A 15409-nucleotide genomic window follows, 5' to 3' on the forward strand; every position below is an offset into this window, starting at 1 on the left:
AGATTGACGAAGTGAGGCCGCCTTCGCCCTAGGACCGATCGACAACCAGAGATTGCGACGCTCTTACGTGGATTTTCAATCCGTTCGGGCTGACTGGACCGGGTGTTGAGATGTCGATCCGTCCTAAAGAACAGTCGGTCGTAGCACGGCGCGCGAGCACGCGCCCGGGGCGGCCTGTCCTACATGCAATGTTCATGTCATGTTCTCACCGGGGTCGGGCTGTTCACCCGCGAGCGAGAGGGCGAATCAACATGGCGTTTTGTGAGAAGTTTGCGAAGCTAAGCGAAGTTAAGCCTGTGCTGAGCATCGCCGAGGGGCCTGTCCCGAGCATCGCCGAGGGGCCTGTCCCGAGCATCGTCGAGGGGCGAAGGCGGGGGCATTCAGCCCGCCGCCGTCTCCTTGGCGATCCATGCGTCGATCTGCGCCTCGAGCACATCGAGCGGGACCGCGCCCTGGACCAGCACTGCGTCGTGGAAATGGCGCAGGTCGAATTTGGGGCCGAGTGCCTTCTCCGCCTTCGTGCGCAACTCGCGGATCTTGAGCTCGCCGATCTTGTACCCCAGCGCCTGGCCGGGCCAGGTGATGTAGCGATTGACCTCGGCGTCGATATTGGCGGCGCTGAGCGCGCTGTTGTCGGTCATGAAGGCGACCGCCTGCTCCTTGGTCCAGCCCTTTGCATGGATGCCCGTGTCGACGACGAGGCGGCACGCGCGCCACATCTCGTAACTGAGGCGCCCCATGTCCTTTTCGGGGGTGTCGTAGAGTCCCATCTCGATGCCCAACCGTTCCGAATAAAGGCCCCACCCCTCGGTATAGGCGGTGAAGAAGGTCGCGTGGCGGCGCCATTCGGGTATGTCGAGCTCCTGCTGGAGCGCGATCTGATGATGATGTCCGGGCACCGCTTCATGCACGCTGAGCGCGGGAACCTCCCAGAGCGGACGCTGGTCGAGCTTCGAGGTGTTGACGTAATAGGTGCCCGCGATCCCCGATTGTGGCGAACCCTGATTGTAATAGGCGGTCGTCGTCCCCTCGGCGATCTCGGCCGGAATCTCGCGGATGCCATAAGGGAGGCGCGGCAGCTTGCCGAACAGTGTCGGCATCTTGCCGTCGATGGTCTTGTTGATGCGCGCCACCTTCTCCATCAGCTCTTCGGGCGTCTTCGCATAATATTTGGGATTGGTGCGCAGTTCCTGGATAAAGGCCTCGCGGCTGGCGAAGCCAGCCTTCTTCGCGACCGCCTCCATCTCGGAACGGATGCGCTTTACCTCGTCGAGCCCGATCTGGTGGATCTGGTCGGCGGTCAGCTCGGTGGTCGTTTCCTGCCGGATGCGGAAGGCATAATATCTGGCGCCCTGAGGCTGCGCCGACACGCTCGCCGATTTGGCGCACTTCTTGAGATACGTATCCGTGTAGAAGGCATAGTGTTTGCGATAGGCGGGGTTGAGCACGTCGGTGATGATCGCCTTCGCCTTCGCCTGCATCGCGCTCCATTCGGCATCGCTGACGTCGAGCGGCCTGGCCTTGAGGAAGGGCGCGTAGAAGCGCGACTTGGTCGGATCGTCGACGACGACGCCGATGATTCCCTTCTCCGACCCCTCGATCGCGACGCAGGGCAGCACATAGCCCTTGTCGACGGCGGCTTGCGTGATTTTCAGCGCCTCGTCGTTGAGCTTGGGATATTGCGCGATGCGCGCCAGATAGCTTTCATAGTCGGCTTTGGTGCGCATCGGCAGATTGTCCGCCATTCCCGCAAAGCTCTGATGCCAGCCGTCATAGGTGGTGAACAGCATCATGCGCTGGCCAAAACTGTTGGCTTCGATCGCCTCCGAAAGCGTGCGGCGCAGGATCGCCTTGTTGGTCTGGTCGGCCGCCGAAAGCTGCGCGGTCGGGATTGCATCGAGCCGTTTGAGGAACGCGGCGGCGTCTGCCGCGCGTCGGTCCGCCGCCGCCAGGCTGACGTCCTGAATCTGCGCGTCATAGTCACGCACTCCCAGCGCCGTCGCATACACCGGATTCTGCTTCAGCACCCATGCCCAATAGGCGTCGGTCAGCGTCTTGAAATCGTCAGCAGGAGCGGCGACCGCGGGGCTCGTGGTCGCGAGCAACAGGGGAAGAAGCATTTTTCGCATGAAGTCCGGTCCCTTGAGATGTGCGCGGACGCTAGCGGGGCTTGGCCGTGCTTTCCAGTGCAACGATCGCGAGGCTGCTTCGTTACCCTTGTGAACCGAAGCGAGGAGAGCGGCCATGAGCGATCATGTCTACAAGATCAGCGAAGTCGTCGGATCGTCCGCAACCAGCATCGAGGACGCGATCGAAAAGGCGATCGCGCGCACCGCAAAATCGGTGAAGCGGCTCGACTGGTTCGAAGTCGTCAACACGCGCGGCCATATCGTCGACGGCAAGGTCGGTCATTATCAGGTGACGCTCAAGATCGGCTTCACGCTCGAGGGCTGAGCGCGATCACCGCGCGGCGCTCTCCAGCTTGGCGAGATCAACGCTCGCGACCGCGGACTTGAGCGCGTCGATCCCCCCGACATTGCTGCCCTCCGCCTCGACCATGAAGCGATTGGCCACGAGCACGCCGAAGCTGCCCGATCTGGTGTTGTTGTCCCATTTCTCGCTGGTCATGCGGCCGTCGACGGTGCCCGTCTTTTCGTACCCCGTCTCGGTCTGGCGGCTCGACTGGACGTTGAACGCGGTGCCGAGCGCGGCGAGCCCGCCTGCCGCGGCGAGGTCCGTGACTTTGAGCGTCATCGTCGCATCGCCCGTGCCGTAACGTGCCTCCGCGCTCGATCCGCCAAGGCCTGCTGCGCTGGCGGACGCGCTCGAAAGCTCGCTACGCGTGAAGCCGCCGATCGTGGCCGGTAACATGCCCTGAAGCACATTCGGGTCGAGTGCCGCCACGGCTTCGCCATTGGCACCCGCCTGCATCTGCTGCGAAGCAGCCTCAATCTGTTTGGATGCTGCCTCGAGCTTGCCGAGATCGACCGAGCCGACGCCGGGGACCGATAGCGTGCCAGATACCTCTCCGTCGTTGCTGGCGAGCGTCGGCGCACCACCGAACATCGCTGCCACGGGTGCGACGACCGCGCCCATCGCGATGAAGGCGAGCACGGCGGCGAGGACCACGACCGCGGTGTAGGGCAGCGCCTTTTCGGCGGGCGCCTTCATCAGCCTGGGGAGCCCGAGATAGAGAAGATAGAGGCTGTAGAGCCCTCCGATCAGCGCCAGAATGCCAAGCGCCGGCAACAGGTTGAATATGCCTGCGACCCAGCCCGCGGTTGCCGAATAGGCCGCGACCTTGAACGCCTGGACGCGGTTCGCCGTGGCGCTGAACTGCGGTGCCAGGAAGTCGATGACCAGCGCTATGACGAAGATCGAGGCCAGCGTCAGGACATATTGCACTACTGCGGTGCTCAGCGCCTCGGTGATCGATGGGCGATATGTGATCCCGAGCAAAGAGTGCCCGAAGAGGAGTGAACCGATCAAAGTTGCAAGCGCGGGTATCGCCGCGAGTGGCAGGACCCAGCCCTTGAAGAGGTCGGCTATTGTCGCGGGCTCATCGTCGATCTTCGACCATTCATCCGCGGGCTTGAGCAACAGGTTCTTTGCGCGCGCTATCAGCGCGGCGCGGTCCACACCACCGACGGGTAGCTGCTCCATATTCTGTCTCCTGCATCGCATGTTTCGAAACCGACCGGCATCAACCGGCGCGACCATGTTCTTGTCAGGAGTTACGCTCTGCGATCAGTCGCTTATGTGCGCCCCGTCACAGCCCGCCCCCATTTCCCGCGATGCTAATCACACTATCAGCGGGCTTCAAGCTGCCATTGGTCGCGCAGTTGCATCGGTTCGTCGGAACGCGTTAACCTTATCTTGTGAGGCGCGCGGGCAATGGCTTAGTCGTCGATCAAGGGAGAACAGGGCAATATGGCGTCGGTCCCAATGCCGGAATACGGCACTTGGAAGAAACGGATTTCGAACAACGCGGCGGGCGCGCTGCTGCTGTTCACTATGCTGCACGTTACCTGCTTCACCGCGCTTGCGGGTTATGCCCGGTCCTCGCTCGTCAGCTATCTGGGCATCGCGATCCTCATGGGGCTGGTGATTCCCGCGCTCGCACGCATCGAGGCGCGCTGGCACGGTGACGCGCTGCGCGGCCTCACCGATGCTGAACTCTCTGTACGCTTCCGCGTCGAGCGCGCCCGCCTGTGGGGCGCGGCGATCGCGTTGCCTTTTGTCTGGAGCGGGTTGTTTCTCGGCGCGTTCCTGATCTTCACGCGCCTGACGGGATGAACCGATAGCACGGCGCGCCCGTTCAACCTCCCGGAGGCGAGCAGGCGATGGCAGAGCAACAAGATGCGTCCGCGCTCGCGGCAGTCCGCGCCGAGGCACAAGCATGCACGCGCTGCGACCTCTACCGGCACGCCACGCAGATGGTCTTTGGCGAGGGCCCCGTCGATGCAAGGCTGATGCTGGTCGGCGAGGCGCCCGGCGATCAGGAAGACCTGCAAGGCGGTGTCTTTGTCGGCCCCGCGGGCAGGGTGCTCGACCGCGCCCTTGCGGATGCGGGTATCGACAGGGCGCGGACCTATCTTTCGAACGCGGTCAAGCATTTCAAGTTCGAGCCGCGCGGGAAATGGCGGTTGCACGCCAAGCCCGATGCCGGAGAAATTACGGCCTGCCGATGGTGGCTTGATCAGGAGGTCGGGCTCATTCGCCCGGCGATGACCGTTGCCATGGGCGCCACTGCCGCGCGCGCGCTCTTCGGCCGCGTCATGACCATAGGACGTGAACGCGGGCGCGTGCTCGAACTGCCCGGCGGCGGAGAGGCCTGGATCACGGTCCACCCCAGCTATGTGCTCAGGATCCAGGACGAAGCGCTCGCCGAAGAGGAATATGCGCGCTTCGTCGATGATCTGAAGAAGGCGGCAGCGCGTAGCGCCCGGGCCAGCGACAGGCCGTCAGGCCGTCTCCTTTGACCTCTCGGCCACCGCGCGGATGCGGGCGTCGCGGTCGTTCCCCTGACCCGCGAACAGCGTCGAAAGGCGTGCGACTGTCTCGGGCGTGGCCTTGTCGGGCGCACCCGAATCGAAAGGCGGGGCTGGATCATATTCAAGCCCGAGCTGGACCATCCTCGCGTGCTCCTCGCCCGCGATTGTCGCCATCAGCGCAAAGCCGAAGTCGATCCCCGCGGTGACCCCGCCACCCGTGACCCTGCTGCGATCGAACACGACGCGCTGCCGCACGGGCTCGGCGCCGAAAAGTGCGAGATAGTCGTGCCACGCCCAGTGACAGGTCGCACGATAACCGGTGAGCAAGCCCGCGGCCGCCAGAATGAGTGATCCGGTGCAGACGCTCGTCACCCATGTCGAGGCCGCGCCCGTCTCGGCGAGCCAGGCGACGATTTCCTCATCCTCCATGACGTCGGTGCAGCCTATGCCGCCGGGCACGCAAAGAATGTCGGCGTGCGTGACCTCAGCCAGCGTCGCGGTCGGCAGCACCGAGAAGCCCGAGTCGGTGAGCACGGGTTCGCGTGTCTTCCAGGCATAGTCGACGCGTGCGTTCGGCAGCCGCGAGAGAACCTGGGCGGGACCGGTGAAATCGAGCTGGGTGACATTAGGGTAGATGAGGAAAACGACGTGCATCGGCTGGCCCTCCGTTGATTTCGGCGAAATGTTAATGCAGCCGGGGCTTGTCATAAATGACAAGCTAGTGCATTTTTCTGCCATGCCTGCGCCAACGGTGTTTCTTGCCTATCACGGCATCCAGATTCTCGACGTGACCGGACCCTGCTCGGTGCTTGGCGGTGCGAACGACCTGCTGGGGCGCCGCGCGTATGAGATCGTGGTGACGGGCCCGAAGGCGGGGCGGGTGCGGAGCAATTGCGGAGTCGAGCTCGGCTGCAACGCGCTGGGCGAGATTGCGCCCGACGGCGTCGATATGTTCTTCATTCCCGGCGGTGAGCGCGAGGGTCTGACAGCTATGATCGCCGACACCGAGGCGCGGGACTGGACGGTGACAGCGAGAGGCGCTGCACGGCGTTACGGATCGATCTGCACGGGTAGCGTGGTGCTTGCCGCATGGGGACTGGTCGATGGCCGCCGCTTTGCGAGCCATTGGCAGGCTACCCGCTATTTGCGCCGCACGCACCCCGCGCTCGATCTCGATGCCGAGGCGATTTTCGTCGAGGACGGGCCGCTATGGACCTCGGCGGGCGTGACGACGGGGATCGACATGATGCTGGCGATCGTCGAGCGCGACCACGGCGCCGAAGCAGCGCGACATATCGCCCAGCGGCTGGTGCTGAGCGTGCGCCGACCCGGCACCCAGTCGCAGTTCAGCCCGCTGCTCGCGGCGCAGGCGGGAAGGGAGGGGCGCTATCGCGACCTGATCGGCTGGATCGCGCTCAACCTCGAAAAACCGCTGGGAGTGGAAGCGCTCGCAGAGCACGCGGGCGAAACGCTGCGCAGCTTTCATCGCAATTTTGTGGAGGCGACGGGTCAATCGCCTGCAGCGTTTGTCACCCAGCTCAGGCTCGATCGCGCTCGTACGCTGATCGTGGACGGGCATGCGCTCAAGACGGTCGCTGCCCAAGCAGGATTTCCAGACGTCGCGCGGCTGTCGGCGGCATTCCGGCGTCGCTTCGGCATGACCGCGAACGAATATCGCGTGGTGCACGCCGCCTGATCTATTCCGCAGCGAGCAACTGCTCCGCGCCGCCCAAATCGACCGAGACGAGGCGGCTGACGCCCTGTTCGATCATCGTCACGCCGAACAGGCGGTGCATGCGGCTCATCGTCACCGCATTGTGCGTGACGATCAGGTAGCGCGTTTCGGTTTCCTTGGTCATCGCGTCGAGCAGGTCGCAGAAGCGCTCGATATTGGCGTCGTCCAGCGGCGCGTCGACCTCGTCGAGCACGCAGATCGGGGCGGGGTTGGTGAGGAACAGGCCAAAGATCAGCGCGACCGCGGTCAGCGCCTGCTCGCCGCCCGAGAGCAGCGTCAGCGTCGTCAGCTTCTTGCCCGGCGGCTGCGCCATGATCTCAAGTCCCGCCTCGAGCGGATCATCCGAATCCACCAGCTCGAGATGCGCCTGACCGCCGTTGAACAGCGTGATGAAGAGCCGCTGGAAATGGCCGTTGACCGCTTCGAAGGCGGCAAGCAGCCGCTGGCGGCCCTCGCGATTGAGGTTTCCGATCGACCCGCGCAACCGGTTGATGGCAAGGCCCAGTTCTTCGCGCTCGGCCGCCGAGGTTTTGTGCTCGGCTTCGATTTCGGCAAGTTCCTGCTCGGCGACGAGATTGACCGGACCGATGCGCTCGCGGTCGACGCTGAGCTTTTCGAGCCGTGCGGACTCCTCCTCGGACGCGCCAACCTCGGCGCTCGCGAAGCCGACCTTCTGCGGGAGCACCGGGGGAGGGCATTCGAAGCGCTCGCCTGAGATGCGGCCCATTTCGATACGACGCGCGTCCTGGTTCTCGGCGCGCGCGACGGCACCCGCGCGTTGCTCGCGCGCTTCGGCCAGCGCTTCGCCTGCCTGCGCCGCGGCGGTCTCGGTCTTGCGCAACTCGGCCTCGGCTTCGCGTTCGGCGGCGGCGAGCGCCTGCGCTTCGGTCGAGAGCCGCTCGGTTTCCACCTCAAGCGCGCCGATCCGGCGGTCGAGCGCGGCGGGGGTGTCTGCCAGGGCTTGGGCTTCCTTCTCGGCAGCATCGGCGCGCTTCGCCAGATCCTCGACCCGTTTTGCCGCCTCACCCGCGCGCGTGCGCCAGCTCCTGGCCTCGGCGATTGCTGCGGCATGGCGCTCGCGATCGGCGGCAATGCTGCGATCGAGCGTGGCGCTTTCGGCCTTCAGTTGCGCGACCTTTGAGCGGGCGGCTTCATTGCCCGACTGGAGCGAGGCGACGAGCGTTGCGGTCGCACTGCCGTCGGGAAGCGCGGCTACGGATGCGCTGGCCGATTGGCGCTCGGTATCGGCCTCGCCGCGCTCGGCGTCGGCGCGAGCAGTGCGTTCGGCCATCTCGGCGCGTCGGAACGCGAGCCGCTCGATCTGGCCATTGGCCTGATCCTCCTCGCGCGCAGCAGCACGAGCGGCCTGTTCGGCGCGCGAGAGTGCGGTGCGTGCGGCGTCGGCGCTCGCGCGCGCGACATCCATACCGGCCTTCGCGGCTTCGGCGTCGCTGGCGGCACGCGCGACGGTGGCCTGGGCGCCGGGAAGCTGCGCCTCGATTTCGGTCAGGCGATTGAGGCGGATCAACCGTTCGGCGGCGGCTGCGCCCCCTTCGCGTGCGACATAGCCGTCCCAGCGACGCAGCACGCCACCGCGCGTCACCAGTCGCTGTCCGACCGCCAGCGCGATCCCGTCATCAATATCGACGACGCCGATCTGCGCCAGCCTGCGCGCCACCTGAATGGGCGCGTCGACACGACTGGCAAGACATTCCATACCATCGGGCAGGCGCGGATCGTCCTTATTGCCTTCGATCCCCGCCCAGTAGCGCGGACCATCTTCGCCCAGAGCGGCGTCGAGATCGTCGCCGAGAGCGGCGGCGAGCGCACGCTCATAACCCGGCGCGGCCTTGATCCGATCGAGTAGTCGATTGCCAGTGCCCTGCTGTTCGACCGCGCGGCGCAGCGCCTTTGCTTCGCCCTCGAGCGCTGACAGCGCCGCCTGTGCGGCAGCAACCGTGCTCTGCGCGGCGTCGCGGCGCTCGGCAGCGGCAACGCGATCCGCCTCCGCCCGCTCGATGGCGGCGGTGGCGTCTGTTGCTGCAGTTTCAGCAGATTGCCGCGCTGTTGCAGCCGCCTCGCGCGCTGCGACCAGCGGCGCATCCTCGCCAAGCGCGGCATTTTCACCGGCGAGCCGCTGGCATTCGCGTTCCGCGCGTTCGAGCCGAGTGCTGGCGGTCGTGAGCGCGGCCTGTGCGACGCGCGCCTCAGCCTGTTCGCTCGCCTGCGCAGCCAGTGCGCGCGCAAGTTCGACCTCGGCATCTCGCGCCGCGGTTTCGGCTTCGATCACCGCGCGTTCGAGCGCCGGACGACCCTTTTCAGCTTCCGCCGCGCGCCGTTCGAGCGTCTTCGCTTCCTCGCCCAACCGTGCCAGTGCTTCGGCAGCGTCCTTGGCCAACGCGCCTTCGCGGTCGCGGTCTTCCGTCATGCGCGCCTGCTGCGCGGCGAGTTCGGCGATGCGGCGGTCGAGCGCAGCGCGTTCGGTGCGCAAAGCGGTGAGCTGGTGTCCCGCTTCGCTCGCCCTTTCGCGCGCGATCTGGGCTGCGGCGCGGCGATCGGCGAGCGCCTTGGTCGTATCGGCCTGCCATGCCGCGGCGGCGCGTTGCGCCTCGGCGGCGCGCGCGACAAGCGCTTCGGCGGCCTCGGCTTCCTTCTTCGCGGCCTCGGCCGCGGCGGCGGCATCGCGCCAGCGCGCGTAGATCAGCCGTCCCTCGGCGACCTTTATTTCAGCGGACAGCCGACGGTAGCGCTCGGCCTGCTTGGCCTGGCGGCGAAGATTTTGCGCGCGGACCTCCATGTCGGCGAGCAGTTCGTCGAGGCGCGCGAGGTTGGCCTCGGTCGCGCGCAGCTTCTGCTCGGCGTCCTTGCGGCGCACGTGCAGGCCCGCAATGCCCGCGGCTTCCTCGAGCATCTGACGGCGTTCGGCGGGCTTGGCGGCGATGACCGCGCTGATCTTTCCCTGGCTGACCAGCGCAGGCGAATGCGCGCCCGTGGCGGCGTCGGCGAAGAGCAGCGCAACGTCCTTCGCGCGCACGTCGCGACCGTTGACGCGATAGGCCGAGCCCGCGCCCCGCTCGATCCGGCGGACAACTTCGACATCGCCGTCATTGGCCGCGCCGATCGGGCCGAGAGCCGCACCAGCCTCGGTTTCGGTCAGGATAGAAACTTCTGCGAAGCTGCGCGCGGGGCGGGTGGTAGTGCCAGCGAAGATGACGTCTTCCATGCCCGCGCCCCGCATCGAGCGCGCCGAGCTTTCGCCCATCACCCAGCGGATCGCCTCGAGCAGGTTGGATTTTCCGCAGCCATTGGGGCCGACGATGCCCGTCAGCCCCTGCTCGATCCTGAGCTCGGCGGGGTCGACAAAGCTCTTGAACCCCGAAAGCTTGAGGCGCCGTATCCTCATAGATGCGCCGCCCCCCGACGCATCATGACCGCCTTATGCGCCCGCGGCGCGGAGCTTGGGCTCCAGCGCTTCCCAGGCGGCCGTGTCGGGCACAACCTGGCCATTGATCATGAACATCGGCGTGCCGGTGAGGTTATATTCCTCGGTTGCCTTCTTATTCATCGCCACGAGCTTGTCGACCGCCGCCTTGTCGGCGAGGCACTGCGCCGCCTTCTGGCTCGAGACGCCGCGCTGCTGGACGAACTGGTCAAGCTGGCCCGCTTTCGCGAGTTCGCCGAACTGCTGCGCGGGCGGCAGCGACTGGATGCGCTTGAAGCCTTCCTCACCCAGCGACTGGAAGCGATTGAGCCATTCGGACTGCGCCGCGAACATCTGCTCGGTGAGCTGGAAATAGGGGCCGGTGCCACCGCAACGCGAGAGCAAGGCTGCGGTCATGTCGATCGGGTCGCGTACATAATTGCGGAGTTCAAGGCTGACGGTGCCCTTGGAGATATATTTTTCCTTGAGCGCAGCTACGCCCTTGTCAGCGAATTCGGCGCAATGCGAACATGTCAGTGAGGCATATTCGACGAGCTTAATCGGCGCGTTGGGGTTGCCCATTACGAAGCCACCCTCGTCGGTCTGGGTGATTGTATCGACCCAGCTCTGCCCCGCCGGCGCTGCGATGGGTGCCGCCGACGATGTGGCGTCGGCCGTCTTCGCTTCGTCGCTGCTGCCGCACGCAGCGAGTGCCAGCGTAAGGGGAAGGGCGGTGAGGCCAATAATGCGCTTCATTGTGCTGTACGCTCCTGCTTTGCTCATTTGATTGCTGCGTCGAGTTGCGGCTTCAGCGCCGCCCAGTCCATGGCCCCGGCGACGATCGTTCCGTTGATGAGAAAGGCGGGGGTTCCGGGGATCTTGCGCTGTTGCCAGGCTTCGCCTGACATCGCGACGAGCTGGTCGGTCGCGGGCTTGCTGGCGAGGCAGGCCTGCGCCTTGGCGGGCGCCATGCCGCGTGCCTGAACCAGAGCGGTCAGCCCCGAACCGCGCGCAAGTTCTGCCAGCGCCTTTGGCTGCGGCATCCCCTGAAGCCGTTCGGCATTGGCCTTGTGGAACTCAATCCCCTTGCTCATCCATTCGCCCTGCTTGGCGAAGATCGCTTCGCTATGCCCCAGGAAGCGCGCAGCGCCGTCGCATCGTGCGAGCAATGCCGCTGCCAGGTCGAGCGGATCGCGCACCGCGTGGCGCACTTCGATGCTCGTGATCCCCTTGGAGACGTAGTCGCGCTTTAGCGTGGTCGACGCTTCGCCGACGAAGTGCGCGCAATGGGCGCAGGTATAGCTCAGATATTCGACGAGCTTCGCTTTCGCGGCGGGACTGCCGATGACATAGCTGCCCGCGGATGTTGTCGCGACGGTTGCGACCCAATTGCGCGTTGCGGGTTGCGCTGCGACGGCCGCGACACCGGCGCCAAGCAGGCCAAAAGCAAGAATGATTCCGGACTTCACGATTTATCCCCATCGATAACGGGCACACCCTGCGTTGCAGCCACACCGCGCGCCAGCGATTCGAGCACAGTCTTGAGCTCCGGATCAGCGATCGTCCGCAGGCTGTCGCCGAGTTCGACGGGGATCGGCTTGAGCGATGGCGGTGTGGGACGTTTGGGCGTCGGCTTGGGTGCGGCGCCATGGCGTATCGCGAGGCGCGCAACCGCTGGATAGCCGAAGAAACGGTTCACGCGCTCGATGATCTCGGGCGCGACATGCTGCATCATCGGCGCATGCGCGCCGGTGACGGACAGCGTCAGCACACCGTCGGCGCGGCTGCCCTGCGGGAAGCGGATCGATTCAGGAGCGGAGACGTCGGCATAGCGCGCGCCGACGATTTCAGACCAGCGGCTGACAACCGCGCTCTGGACGAATCCGAATCGGCGATAGGCGGCACGGCCAATGTCGGGCAGCATCTCGGATACCGTGCGCGCGCGTCCTCCCCGCGAACGTCCTGCGTCCGTTTGCCCCTTTTTCTGCCCATGTCTTTCGCTCATTGTCCCCTCCATGCCATAGCCGACCCATGCCAGTCGATATGCCATTGGAGGAACGGGTCGAAATCCCGGCTATGCTGCTGCGCTGGTACGATCGGCATGCGCGCGCTTTGCCCTGGCGCAGCCCGCCCGGCGTCCCTGCGCCCTCCCCTTATCGGGTCTGGCTGTCGGAGGTGATGCTCCAGCAGACGACGGTGGCTGCCGCATGGCGGTATTTCGAGGCATTCACCACGCGCTGGCCGACTGTGGAAGCGCTTGCCGCGGCTGATGACGCTGACATGATGGCTGCCTGGGCGGGCCTCGGCTATTACGCACGTGCGCGCAACATGCTTGCCTGCGCGCGCACTGTGACCCGCGATCATGGCGGTCGCTTTCCCGACAACGAGGCGGGGCTGCGCGCGCTGCCGGGGATCGGCGCCTATACTGCGGCCGCGATTGCCGCGATTGCGTTCGACCGCCGCGCAGTGGTGGTCGACGCCAATGTCGAGCGCGTTGTCGCGCGACTGTTCGCGGTGGAGGAGCCGCTCCCGGCTGCCAAGTCGCTGCTGCATGGGTTTGCGGACAGCATCACGCCGAGCGCGCGGGCGGGCGATTTTGCGCAGGCGATGATGGATCTGGGCGCGACGCTCTGTTCGCCGCGCAATCCTGCTTGCGCGCTGTGCCCGCTGAACGAACCGTGCGCTGCGCGCAGGGCGGGAACCCCCGAACGCTTTCCGGCGAAAGCCGCGAAAAAGGCAAGACCGCGCCGTTTCGGCACGATCTTCTGGGTGGAGCAGGACGAGCATGTGCTGCTCGTCCGCCGCGAGAAGAAGGGACTGCTGGGAGGAATGCGTGCGCTGCCCACCGGCCCCTGGCAGGCCGAGACGCCCGGACTCGCCGAGGCGCCCGTGACGGGCGAGTGGGGCATTGGCGCCACTGAAGTCTCCCATGTTTTCACGCATTTCGCGCTCGATCTCGCGATAGCGCGGCTGCAGCTTGAAAAGGGTTGCGCTGAGAAACTCGTCGGGGAATGGTGGCCGATAGACCGGCTCGACACCGCGGGGTTGCCCACGGTGTTCGCGAAGGCGGCGCGCAAGGTTCTGGAGGACAGGAATGGCTGACTTGATGCTCGAACGGCGTGACTTCATCCGCGCTTTGACCGCGATCGGCTTTGCCGCGGCACTCCCTGCGCCGCTGCTTGCGCGCACCCGGGACTGGGCGGAGGTTTCCACGCTGTTCGACGGCCTGGTGCCGGACAAGCTTCCGGCGCTTGCCGCGGTCATCGGTCGGGGAACGGACAAGGGGGATTTCCTTGCGCGCGGACGCCTTGCGCGTGACAGCATGGTTGCGGTGAACCGCGACACGCTGTGGCGGGTCTATTCGATGACCAAGCCGATCACGGGCATGGCCGCGATGATGCTGATCGAGGACGGCAAGCTCGGCCTCGACCAGAACATCGCCGATTTCATACCGGGCTTCGCCAATCCGCGGGTGCTGACCGAGCCCGACACGAGCCTTGCGAGCCGCGCGGCAACGGCGCCGATCACGGTCCGCCACCTGCTGACGCACACCGCGGGGCTCGGCTATTCGATCATAACCAGGGGCCCGCTGCTCAAGGAATATCTCCGGCTCGGGATCACGCCCGCAGCGCTCAGCCGGACAAAGCAACTCGACGACACCTCGGCACCCCCCGCGCCCAGCCTCAAGGAATTTGCTGATCGGCTGGCGACGCTGCCGCTGATCACGGATCCGGGATCCAGATGGAGCTATTCGGTAAGCCTCGATCTGCTTGGCCGCGTGATCGAGGTCGCGTCGGGCAAGTCGTTCGACGGCTTCCTTCAGGAGCGGATGTTCGATCCGCTCGGCATGACGAGCAGCTATTGGCGTGTGCCCAAAAGCGAGGTCGGGCGCTTCGTGACCAACTATTGGGCCACGCCGCAGGGGCTAACACCCGTCGATCCCGCCGCGAGCAGCATCTATCTCGATCAGCCCGCCTTTCCTTTTGGTGGCGCCGGGCTTGTGATGAGCGCGCGCGACTATGACCGCTTCCTGCTGATGCTGATGGGATGGGGTGCGATCAAGTCGGTGCGCGTGATGAAGCCCGAGACCGCGCGGCTCGGCATGTCCAACCTGCTTCCGCAAGGCGTGACGCTTGGCGCAGGGTTTCCGCCGGGCACCGGCTTCGGTGCCGGCGGCCGCGTGGCGACGCGTTCAATCGCCGGCGGGAAAGGCGAGGGCGCCTATGGCTGGGAGGGTGCTGCGGGCACGGTCGCATGGGTCGATCCCGCGCGCGGCATCCGCGCCTGCGGCTTTGCGCAGTTTCTGCCCTTTGGCGCGTTCAGCTTTCAGACCGATTTTCCCAAAGCGGTTTACGCAGGGGTCGCATGAACCGCTGGGTTCCGGGCTTTACAGGCAGCACGCTCGACCGCGCCGATCTGGTGCGTACCAATCCCGAACAGCTCGCAGCGCTGACGGGCAGCCTGTCTGCACGGTTGCTCGTGCTCGACGGCATCGATCCGGTGCTCGACCAGGACGGGCTGATGGTCTGGAAAAGCCTTGCCGAGGCCGATCCCTCGAGCGAGCTGATCTTTCTCGGCTTTGACGACGGCAAGCCGCGCTTTGCCGAGGTTCGCCCCGACCTTCCCAGGGGAGCCTCCCGATCGCCGGCGATCTTTCGGATGCTCGACATCATGCCGCCGGGCGAGGCGGGAACCTATGCCGCGGCGCGCAGCCTGATCGACTGGCATCTGCGCCACGGCTTCTGTGCGCAATGCGGTACGCGAACTGAAATGTTCCGCGGCGGCTGGGGCCGGAAGTGCGGCCAGTGCAAGGCCGAGCATTTTCCGCGCGTCGACCCGGTGGTGATCATGCTCGCCGAACATGACGGCAAGGTCCTTATCGGTCGCCAGCCCGCCTATCCCCCGCGGCGCTATTCGGCGCTCGCGGGATTCCTTGAGCCGGGAGAATCGCTGGAGGAGGCGGTCGCGCGCGAACTGCACGAGGAGGCGGGACTGCGCGCGTCGAACGTGCGCTATGTCGTCAGCCAGCCCTGGCCGTTTCCGTCATCATTGATGATGGCGTGCATAGCCGACGCCGATCGCGACGAGCTCACCATCGACTATACCGAGCTTGAGGACGCGATATGGGTCACGCGCGAGGAGGTGCAGGCTTCGCTGGACGGGGATCCGGACGCACCCTTTCTGCCACCGCCGCCCTATGCCATCGCACACACATTGTTCAGGCGCTGGCTCGAAGGCGGCGGCTGAGCGGCTTTCCAA

13 protein-coding genes and 1 pseudogene are annotated in these 15409 nt (G+C 65.7%); 7 read left to right on the forward strand and 7 right to left on the reverse strand.

Translation table 11 applies throughout. From position 1 onward, the window contains the following. Window positions 1–380: 380 nt before the first annotated feature. Window positions 381–2129: a DUF885 domain-containing protein gene (locus D3876_RS09685; protein ID WP_119761747.1), complete on the reverse strand. Its 1749-nt coding sequence runs from the start codon at window positions 2127–2129 to the stop codon at window positions 381–383. A 115-nt stretch (window positions 2130–2244) separates the two neighbouring features. Here D3876_RS09685 and D3876_RS09690 point away from each other — a divergent pair, with 115 nt between their 5' ends. Beyond that, the gene (locus D3876_RS09690) at window positions 2245–2454 is read left to right on the forward strand and encodes a dodecin (RefSeq protein WP_119761749.1); all 210 of its coding nucleotides are present in this window, start codon (window positions 2245–2247) and stop codon (window positions 2452–2454) included. 6 nt (window positions 2455–2460) lie between these two features. Here D3876_RS09690 and D3876_RS09695 read toward each other — a convergent pair whose 3' ends face one another. After that, a complete protein-coding gene (locus D3876_RS09695; RefSeq protein ID WP_119761750.1) occupies window positions 2461–3663 on the reverse strand; it encodes a Yip1 family protein in 1203 nt (400 codons plus the stop codon). Between the two features lie 267 nt (window positions 3664–3930). On the opposite strand from D3876_RS09695, the gene D3876_RS09700 reads away from it, so the two are divergent. Beyond that, the gene (locus tag D3876_RS09700) at window positions 3931–4296 is read left to right on the forward strand and encodes a hypothetical protein (protein WP_147417632.1); all 366 of its coding nucleotides are present in this window, start codon (window positions 3931–3933) and stop codon (window positions 4294–4296) included. Window positions 4297–4313: 17 nt separating this feature from the next. Further along, a pseudogene (locus D3876_RS09705) lies at window positions 4314–4982 on the forward strand (UdgX family uracil-DNA binding protein); the annotation flags it as partial. Here the strand turns inward: D3876_RS09705 and D3876_RS09710 are convergent. After that, the gene (locus D3876_RS09710; protein WP_238475317.1) at window positions 4965–5648 is read right to left on the reverse strand and encodes a DJ-1/PfpI family protein; all 684 of its coding nucleotides are present in this window, start codon (window positions 5646–5648) and stop codon (window positions 4965–4967) included. The pseudogene D3876_RS09705 and the gene D3876_RS09710 overlap by 18 nt on opposite strands. Window positions 5649–5730: 82 nt before the next feature. Here D3876_RS09710 and D3876_RS09715 point away from each other — a divergent pair, with 82 nt between their 5' ends. Further along, on the forward strand, window positions 5731–6690 hold the full coding sequence (locus tag D3876_RS09715; protein ID WP_182911971.1) for a GlxA family transcriptional regulator: 960 nt from the start codon (window positions 5731–5733) through the stop codon (window positions 6688–6690). A 1-nt stretch (window position 6691) separates the two neighbouring features. Here D3876_RS09715 and smc read toward each other — a convergent pair whose 3' ends face one another. Genes smc through D3876_RS09735 form a run of 4 tightly spaced genes read right to left on the reverse strand, consistent with a single transcriptional unit; the run spans window position 6692 to window position 12155 of the window. Then, window positions 6692–10132 carry a chromosome segregation protein SMC gene (gene smc, locus D3876_RS09720; protein ID WP_119761758.1) on the reverse strand — a complete coding sequence of 1147 codons (3441 nt, stop codon included), beginning with the start codon at window positions 10130–10132 and terminating at the stop codon, window positions 6692–6694. A gap of 33 nt (window positions 10133–10165) precedes the next feature. Further along, window positions 10166–10906: a DsbA family protein gene (locus tag D3876_RS09725; protein ID WP_182911972.1), complete on the reverse strand. Its 741-nt coding sequence runs from the start codon at window positions 10904–10906 to the stop codon at window positions 10166–10168. Window positions 10907–10929: 23 nt separating this feature from the next. Further along, on the reverse strand, window positions 10930–11619 hold the full coding sequence (locus D3876_RS09730; protein WP_238475318.1) for a DsbA family protein: 690 nt from the start codon (window positions 11617–11619) through the stop codon (window positions 10930–10932). Next, window positions 11616–12155 carry a DUF721 domain-containing protein gene (locus D3876_RS09735; RefSeq protein WP_238475319.1) on the reverse strand — a complete coding sequence of 180 codons (540 nt, stop codon included), beginning with the start codon at window positions 12153–12155 and terminating at the stop codon, window positions 11616–11618. The genes D3876_RS09730 and D3876_RS09735 overlap by 4 nt, the downstream gene beginning before the upstream one ends. A gap of 26 nt (window positions 12156–12181) precedes the next feature. On the opposite strand from D3876_RS09735, the gene mutY reads away from it, so the two are divergent. The 3 genes from mutY to nudC are packed head-to-tail and all read left to right on the forward strand — an operon-like array spanning window position 12182 to window position 15397. Further along, the gene (gene mutY, locus D3876_RS09740) at window positions 12182–13252 is read left to right on the forward strand and encodes an A/G-specific adenine glycosylase (RefSeq protein WP_119761764.1); all 1071 of its coding nucleotides are present in this window, start codon (window positions 12182–12184) and stop codon (window positions 13250–13252) included. Further along, entirely contained in the window at window positions 13245–14519 is a 1275-nt protein-coding gene (locus D3876_RS09745) for a serine hydrolase domain-containing protein (protein ID WP_119761766.1), read from the forward strand. Before mutY ends, D3876_RS09745 begins: the two co-directional genes overlap by 8 nt. Then, the gene (gene nudC, locus D3876_RS09750; RefSeq protein WP_119761768.1) at window positions 14516–15397 is read left to right on the forward strand and encodes an NAD(+) diphosphatase; all 882 of its coding nucleotides are present in this window, start codon (window positions 14516–14518) and stop codon (window positions 15395–15397) included. The genes D3876_RS09745 and nudC overlap by 4 nt, the downstream gene beginning before the upstream one ends. Window positions 15398–15409: the final 12 nt, after the last annotated feature.

The sequence above is a fragment of the Sphingomonas cavernae genome (assembly GCF_003590775.1).
Lineage (GTDB): Bacteria > Pseudomonadota > Alphaproteobacteria > Sphingomonadales > Sphingomonadaceae > Sphingobium_A > Sphingobium_A cavernae.